Here is a 7,258-nt window from a genome sequence, read left to right as displayed (position 1 = left end):
GAGGAGCGCGGCGAGCCGATGCCGATCGCCGTCGCGCTCGGCGTGGAGCCCGGCCTGCCGTACGTCGGCGGAATGCCGCTGCCGGAGGGTGAGGACGAGTCGCACTACATGGGCGCCTACTTCGGCGAACCGCTGCGCATGGTGCGCGCCGAGACCGTCGACCTCCTCGTACCCGACACCGCGGAGATCGTCATCGAGGGGTATGTGTCGCACACCGACACCGCCGCCGAGGGGCCGATGGGCGAGTACCCCGGCTACGTGGACCGCAGCAACTCCTCGCCCAAGCCGGTCCTGCACGTCACCGCCGTCACCCACCGCGACGACGCCATCCTGCCGGTCGCCGTGGCGGGGGCGCCGGTCGAGGAGGACCACACCGGCTGGGGGATGCCGCACGCCGCCGAGATGACGCACGTCCTGCGGCAGGCCGGCGTCCCGGTCGCCGCCTGCTGGGGCGTGCTGGAATCGGCCAACCACTGGTGGGTGGTGTCGCTCGCCCCGGACTGGCACGAACGCACCGGCCTGCCGTCCCGGGACATGGCGCGGCGCGTCGGCGAGGTGGTGTTCGGGGCGGGCAAGCTCGCGTTCGGCGTGCCCAAACTGCTGCTGGTGGAGAACGACATCGACATCTCCGACCCGCGGCAGGTGATCTGGGCGTTCGCCAGCCGCGCGCACCCCGAGCACGGCGAGGTCCACTTCCCCCGCGAGCCGCAGAACATCCTGCCGATCTACCTCGACGGGCACGAGCGGCTCAGCTACCACGCCACCAAGGTCGTCCACAACTGCCTGGTCGCCGACCGGTTCCCGGTGGACGAGCGGCCGACGGCGTCCGACTTCGCGCACGGCTGGCCGGAGGACCTGCGGCGGTACGTCGTCGAGAACTGGCACGCCTACGGCTACCCGAGGGAGGCGACGACGGGGTGAGGTCACCGGACGTGGGGCGGACGCCCCACGTCCCCCGCGTGCCCCGAACCTCCCGCCATGGCCGGTTCGTTGCCTCTGGTTCTTCCCCGTTACAGCCGGTAGACATGGACTGCCGGGTGGTGTCCGCCGGGCGGCACGGCCCATGGGCGCATCGCAGGCGACGTCATAGGAAGGGGCACGTAAGTGGTACAGCAGGAGCGCGCGGCCCGCACCCGCGGTGCGTTGATCCGCTCGGCCGCGAGGATCTTCGACCGGTTCGGGTACGCCCACACCAAATTACAGGACATCAGCAGCGGAGCCGGGGTGAGCCCGGGCGCCCTGCACTTCCATTTCGCCAACAAGGCGGCCGTCGCCGAGGCCGTCGAGGCGGAGGCCGGCGCGATCCTCACCCGGGCCGCGCACATCGCGCACCGGGAGAGCGTCAGCACGCTCCAGTCGCTCGCCGACATCACCCACGCGCTGCTGCTCATCCTGCGCTGGGACGTGGTGGCCAGGGCCGGGCTGCTGCTCGGCGACGACGTGAGCCGCCAGGGCGGCCGCGTACTCGCCAAGGAGTGGTACAAGGGCGTGGAGCGGCTGCTGCTCGAGGCCGCGGACAAGGGCGAGTTGGCACCGGGTACGAAGGTGCCCGACATGACCTGCACGATCGTCACCGCCACCAGCGGGATCGGTCTGCTGACGCGCGACCGTGAGGAACCGCGGACCGAGATGGCCCTGACCGGCTTCTGGGAGGTGTTCCTGCCCGCGCTGTCCACCCCGGCGAACGCCGGCCTCCTCGACCCGGCCGGCCGGCCGGAGGTGATCGGGAAGGCCGTCGCCGCCTCGCCGTCGATGCCCCGGCGCATCCTGTGGGCCGAGAGCGCCGCACAGCCGGGAAAGCTGGGATCCGGCGTATAGTAGCTAACCTGAAGTAAGTGCCACCCCACGAGGAGCGACATGCCTGAAGCAGCCGTACCTCTGGCGCCACCGCCCGGGTTGGGGCCGGTTCCCAGCGCCGCATGTTCCATCGACCCGGTGGTCGAACTCGTCTTCAGCCGCTGGACCACTCCCATCCTGTGGACCCTGCACACCTTCGGCCGGCAGCGGTTCGTGGAACTGCAGCGGAGCATCGGCACGATCACCCCGAAGGTGCTCACGCAGCGACTGCGCCAACTGGAGCGGGACGGCCTGGTGGTGCGCACGCACCACGCCGAGGTGCCGCCCCGGGTCGAGTACGAGATCAGCGACCTCGGGCGCAGCCTGGCGCCGATCTTCGCCACGCTCGCGGAATGGTCCCACACCCACCTCGCACTCATCGAGCAGGCCCGCGAGTCCTTCGACGCCACCCCGGCGCGGCGCCCGGCCACCGTGCCCTGACCGCGGCCCGGACCGACCCACGGCCCCCGCCGCCGGCCCCGCTGCCGGCGGATGCGGGGCCGTATTCCTTTTTCCAAGACCTGACGAAGCCGTTCGGGACTTGACCGGCCGGGCGAAGCCCCGATCTTTCCGGGGCCGTGTCCGCACTTTCTGCTAGGTAACTATAGGTAGCGGGATGCTAGCGTCGCGATGCCGCTATGAACCAGCAGAGGAGAAGTTCAATGCAGCCTTCGGCCGCGGATGCGCCGGCCCCCCCGCAGACAGGTCCCAGGAGCCCCGGACTTGTGCTGGCATTTCTGTGCGTGGCGCAATTCATGGTGTTCCTCGACGTGTCGATCGTGAACGTCGCGTTACCGTCGATTCAACACGGCCTGAAAGTCTCGCAGTCCGACCTTCCCTATGTGGTGACGGCATACGGCACGATTCTCGGCGGCTGCCTCGTACTCGGTTCCCGGCTGGCCGACACATTCGGCCGGCGCAGGCTCCTGCAGATCGGTCTCGGTCTCTTCGGCCTGGCCTCGCTGGTGGGGGGCTGCTCGCAGGAGGCGGTCCTGCTCTTCGTGTGCCGGGGTGTGCAGGGATTCGGCGCGGCGATGATCGCTCCCGCCGCGCTCAGCACACTGACCGTCACCTTCGCCGAGGGCGAGGCGCGCAACAAGGCCCTCGGTGTGTGGGGCGGACTGGCCGGCATCGCCTCCGTGGCCGGTGTGGTGTTCGGCGGCCTGCTGACCCAGGGCCCGGGCTGGCGGTGGATCTTCTTCATCAACGTGCCGATCGCCGTCGTCGCCGTGCTGCTGGCGCCGCGGATCCTGCCCGAGAGCCAGGGCGAGCGCAGGCCCTTCGACATCCCGGGCGCGGTCCTCGTCACGGGCAGTCTCATGCTCCTGATCTACGCCCTGGACGAGGCGATCAGCTACGGATGGGGCTCCGCGCGGGTCCTGCCCGAACTCATCGCCGCGCCCGTCCTGTTCATCGCGTTCATCGTCGTGGAGCGGCGCAAGCGGGACCCGCTGGTGCCGTTCAGCATCTTCCGGGTGAACACGCTCAGGACCGCGAACATGGCGACGGTGTTCTTCCTCGGCGGCGTGGTGAGCCTGTTCTTCTTCGCGAGCCTGTTCATGCAGCAGGTGCTCGGCTACGACCCGATCAAGACCGGCATGGCGTACGTGCCGCAGGCGCTGATGGCGGGTGTCGCGGCGGGCATCGCCTCGCAGCTCGTCACCAAGACCGCGGCCAAGCCCGTGCTCATGGTCGGCCTGCTGCTGTGCGCCGCCGGGCTGTTCCTGATGTCGCGGCTGCACTCCGACGCGAGCTACGCCTCCGGTGTCCTGCCGGCGTACCTGATCTTCGGCGCGGGCATGGGCTTCTCCTTCGTGCCGCTCCAGATCGCCGCCCAGATCGGCGTCGAGGACCGGCAGGCCGGTCTGGCCGCGGGCCTGATCAACACCAGCCAGGAGCTCGGCGGCGCGCTCGGCCTGGCGGTGGCCGCGACCATCGCCCTGCACCGCCTTCCGCAGAAGGTCGCGGCGGACCGGGGCGACCCCGCGCGGGTGCAGCACACCCTGACCCACGTCTACCACCACGCTTTCACGGTGGGTTACTGCCTGATCCTGGCGGCGCTCGTCCTGTCGCTGATGCTGCCCATGCTGAAGGCCGCGCCGCAGCCGCAGCAGGAAAACTCCGACGAAACCGAAGGTGCGACAGTGGGATAACCGGCTGCCGGGTCATCCCTTTCCGCAACCGTGACCGGCCTGTCGCCCGGCGCCGGTCCCGTGCCCCCTGCCCTGATCGCAGCGCCCGTACGGGCGCGCGCCCGGAGCCAGGGGGTTTTGCGCTTCCTGAACAACCCTCTGACAAATTGACGAACTTGCCACAACCTTGACAGTGGAGATCTTTACCGTAGTTGTGGCACCGGTAATTATGTAAGTGCGCTGGAAAGCGGCTCCCAAAAACAGTGAAGGAGATACGCATGAGCGAGAATGCGCCTCAGGTGGACGTGGATCTCGGTTCCGTCGACTTCAACATCGTGTACGAAGGCGGCGAACTGGTTCCCGGCCTCATCACCGAGGGCGTTCCCTGGGACATCAAGGAGGCGCAGCCGGGGACCATAGAGTTCCAGCGCCGGGGCCGGTACCGCGGCGTGGTCCTCGACGCCGGCTGCGGTCTGGCCGACAACGCCGCCTACCTCGCCCAGCAGGGCTACAAGGTGGCCGCCTTCGACGCCTCCTCCACCGCCATCAAGCTGGCGAAGGAGCGTCACAAGGGCCTCGACATCGAGTTCTTCGTGGGGAACGCGACCAAGCTGACCGGTTACGAGAACCGCTTCGACACGGTGCTGGACAGCGCGCTCTACCACGTCCTGGACGCCGACGACCGGGCCCTGTACCTGGAGGCCCTGCACCGGGCCACCAAGCCGGGCGCCTGGCTGAACATGCTGGTCTTCGCCCACGTCCCCGGCGGCATGCCCGCCCCGATGTCCGTGCCGGACGACGTGCTGAAGAAGTCCATCGCCGACGGCGGCTGGAAGATCACCGACATGACGATGGGCTCCTTCTCGGGTGTGAAGTCCAGCATGGCCGTCTTCGTCGAGAAGTTCGGCGTCGACGCCAACCCCGACGACCGGAACCAGATCCACGTGCCCACCTGGCTCATCGAGGCCGAGCGGGTCTGACCCCTTCCAGGTCCCGCACGGCACCCACGGCCCCCCGCCGCCGGCCAGGCGGCGGGGGGCCGTCCTCTGCCCGGAACGTCCCCGACCGATCCGGCCGATCCGACCGATCCGACTGATCCGACTGATTCGGTCTGACGGATACGACCGACACGACCGACACGACAGCCAAGGAGTCCGGACATGGCGACGCATTCCCCGTCCCGCCAGGGCGGGCACACCATCGAGGTGGCGGCCCCGCCCGACGCCGTCCACGAGCTGATCGCCGACATCGCGAACTGGCCGCGTACCTTCCCCGCGACCATCCACGTCGACCACGCGCAGAAGAACGAGCAGGACGAGTACATCCGCATCTGGTCCGTCGTCGACGGCGTGGCCGAACGCAGGACCCTGCGCCGCATCCTGCAGCCCGAGCAGCGCCGCATCAACTTCCAGCAGACCGCGCCGGTCTCCCCGGTGGCGTCGCTGGGCGGTGCCTGGATCGTCGAGGAGCTGCCGGACGGCGGCTCCCTGGTGCGCCTGCTGCACGAGTACCGGGCCGTCGACGACGACCCGCGGACCCTCGACCGGATAGGCCGGGACCTCGACCGCGACTCCCGCGCCGAGTTGGAGGCGTTGAAGCGGAATGTGGAGGCGGCGCATGGTGCGCGGGATCTGACGTTCTCGTTCGAGGACAGTGTGCGGGTGGGGGGTTCGGGGCGTGATGTGTTCGCGTTCTTGAACGAGGCGCAGTTGTGGGCGGAGCGGTTGCCGCATGTGGCGAAGGTGCGGTTGGAGGAGGACGGGGAGGGGTTGCAGTCGTTGGAGATGGACACGGTGGCCAGGGATGGTTCGACGCATACGACGAAGTCGTTCCGTGTGACGTTTCCGTATCACGCGATCGCGTACAAGCAGGTGACGTTGCCGGCGTTGTTGTCGCTGCACACGGGGTTGTGGACGATCTCGGAGGATGGTGCGGGGGGTGTGCTGGCGACGTCGCGGCACACGGTGGTGATCGATCCGGAGCGGATCGAGGGGGTGCTGGGTGCGGGTGCGGGTGCGGCGGACGCGAAGGCTTATGTGCAGGGGGCGTTGAGCGCCAACAGCCGGGCCACCCTGGCGCACGCCAAGGACTACGCCGAGAAGCGGAGCTGACGGCCGGTCGGCCGCCGGCAGCAACGAAAAAGGGCCGGCCGGCCCGCCGCCGTCGCGCCACGGCGGTGGACCGGCCGGCCGTACCCCGCTCCGACTCCGCGACGGAGCAGGGGGTTCAGCGCGCGGCCGGGCGGGGCAGGGCCGCGAGGAACTGCGCGGCCCCGCACCCGGCTCCGTACGCCGCGGTGATCCGCGACAGGAGCGAGGCGCGGTCGATTCCGTACGTCTGGGGGCCGACGCTCTCCAGGGCGGCCGTCGCCAGCGCGGAGCCGACCCGCGCCGCGTCCGCCGGGCCGAGCCCGCTCACCGTCGCCGCGAGGAAACCGGCCCGGAAGGCGTCGCCCACACCGGTCGGGTCCGCGGTCAGCCGGGCCGGCAGGGCGGCGACCTCGACGGGCGGCTCACCGGACACGGCGATCCGGCTGCCCTTCTCGCCGAGGGTGGTGACCCAGGTCCCCACCCGGCCCAGCACCTCCTGGCCGGTCCAGCCGGTCTTGCCGAGCAGCAGCGCGTGCTCGTACTCGTTGGTGAACAACAACCGGGCCCCGGCCACGAGTTCGCGGATCCGCGGGCCGTCCAGCAGGGCGAGCTGCTGCGAGGGGTCGGCCGCGAACGGCAGGCCGAGACCGCGCGCGGCGGCCGTGTGCCGCAGCATCGCCTCCGGGGTGTCGGCCCCCACGTGCACGAGATCCACGCCGTCCACGCCGTCCGCGCCGCTCAGCCGGCGCACCACGTCGGCGAGGTCGATCGACGCGGCCTCGCTCATCGCCCCGGGGTAGAACGAGGCGAGCTGGTTGCCGTCCTGGTCGGTGGTGCACAGGAAACGCGCGGTGTGGCGGGTCGCCGACGTGCGGACGAAGGCCAGCTCCACGCCCGCCGCGGCCAGTTCCGCCCCGTACGGCCCGAAGTCCGCGCCCGCGGCCCCGACCAGTACCGGCCGCTGCCCCAGCAGGGCCAGGCCGTAGGCGATGTTGGCGCCGACCCCGCCGGGCCGGATGTCGAGCGTGTCCACCAGGAACGACAGGGACACATGGCTGAGCTGGTCGGCCAGCAGCTGGTCGGCGAAGCGGCCGGGGAAGGTCATCAGATGGTCGGTCGCTATGGAGCCGGTGACGGCGATGGGCATCTCAGGCCCCCGCGGCCTTGCGCAGCGCGTCGACGCGGTCGGTGCGCTCCCAG

Annotated in this window: 7 protein-coding genes; 6 read left to right on the top strand and 1 reads right to left on the bottom strand. The window is 70.3% G+C overall.

What is annotated here, in order from left to right:
* The 6 genes from K7G61_RS35455 to K7G61_RS35430 all read left to right on the top strand — a co-directional run.
* On the top strand, positions 1-921 hold a 921-nt coding region (locus K7G61_RS35455; protein ID WP_225851274.1), incomplete at its 5' end, for a UbiD family decarboxylase.
* A 183-nt stretch (positions 922-1,104) separates the two neighbouring features.
* Positions 1,105-1,818, top strand: a complete 714-nt coding sequence (locus K7G61_RS35450) for a ScbR family autoregulator-binding transcription factor (protein WP_225851273.1) — start codon at positions 1,105-1,107, stop codon at positions 1,816-1,818.
* 39 nt (positions 1,819-1,857) lie between these two features.
* On the top strand, positions 1,858-2,277 hold the full coding sequence (locus K7G61_RS35445) for a helix-turn-helix domain-containing protein (protein ID WP_225851272.1): 420 nt from the start codon (positions 1,858-1,860) through the stop codon (positions 2,275-2,277).
* A 284-nt stretch (positions 2,278-2,561) separates the two neighbouring features.
* Complete coding sequence (locus K7G61_RS35440; RefSeq protein WP_225851271.1) at positions 2,562-3,989, top strand: MFS transporter; 1,428 nt, start codon at positions 2,562-2,564, stop codon at positions 3,987-3,989.
* Between the two features lie 257 nt (positions 3,990-4,246).
* The gene (locus tag K7G61_RS35435; RefSeq protein WP_225851270.1) at positions 4,247-4,948 is read left to right on the top strand and encodes a bifunctional 2-polyprenyl-6-hydroxyphenol methylase/3-demethylubiquinol 3-O-methyltransferase UbiG; all 702 of its coding nucleotides are present in this window, start codon (positions 4,247-4,249) and stop codon (positions 4,946-4,948) included.
* Positions 4,949-5,128: 180 nt separating this feature from the next.
* Positions 5,129-6,079: an aromatase/cyclase gene (locus K7G61_RS35430; RefSeq protein WP_225851269.1), complete on the top strand. Its 951-nt coding sequence runs from the start codon at positions 5,129-5,131 to the stop codon at positions 6,077-6,079.
* Between the two features lie 115 nt (positions 6,080-6,194).
* On the opposite strand, the gene K7G61_RS35425 is transcribed toward K7G61_RS35430, so the two are convergent.
* Positions 6,195-7,205, bottom strand: coding sequence for a carbohydrate kinase family protein (locus tag K7G61_RS35425; RefSeq protein ID WP_225851268.1), 1,011 nt, complete (start codon positions 7,203-7,205; stop codon positions 6,195-6,197).
* Positions 7,206-7,258 lie beyond the last annotated feature (53 nt).

This window comes from Streptomyces sp. HPF1205, from assembly GCF_020400825.1.
In the GTDB taxonomy this organism is placed as follows: domain Bacteria; phylum Actinomycetota; class Actinomycetes; order Streptomycetales; family Streptomycetaceae; genus Actinacidiphila.
The sequence above is the reverse complement of the archived record's forward strand: the minus strand, read 5'-3'. Positions and strand labels throughout refer to the sequence as shown.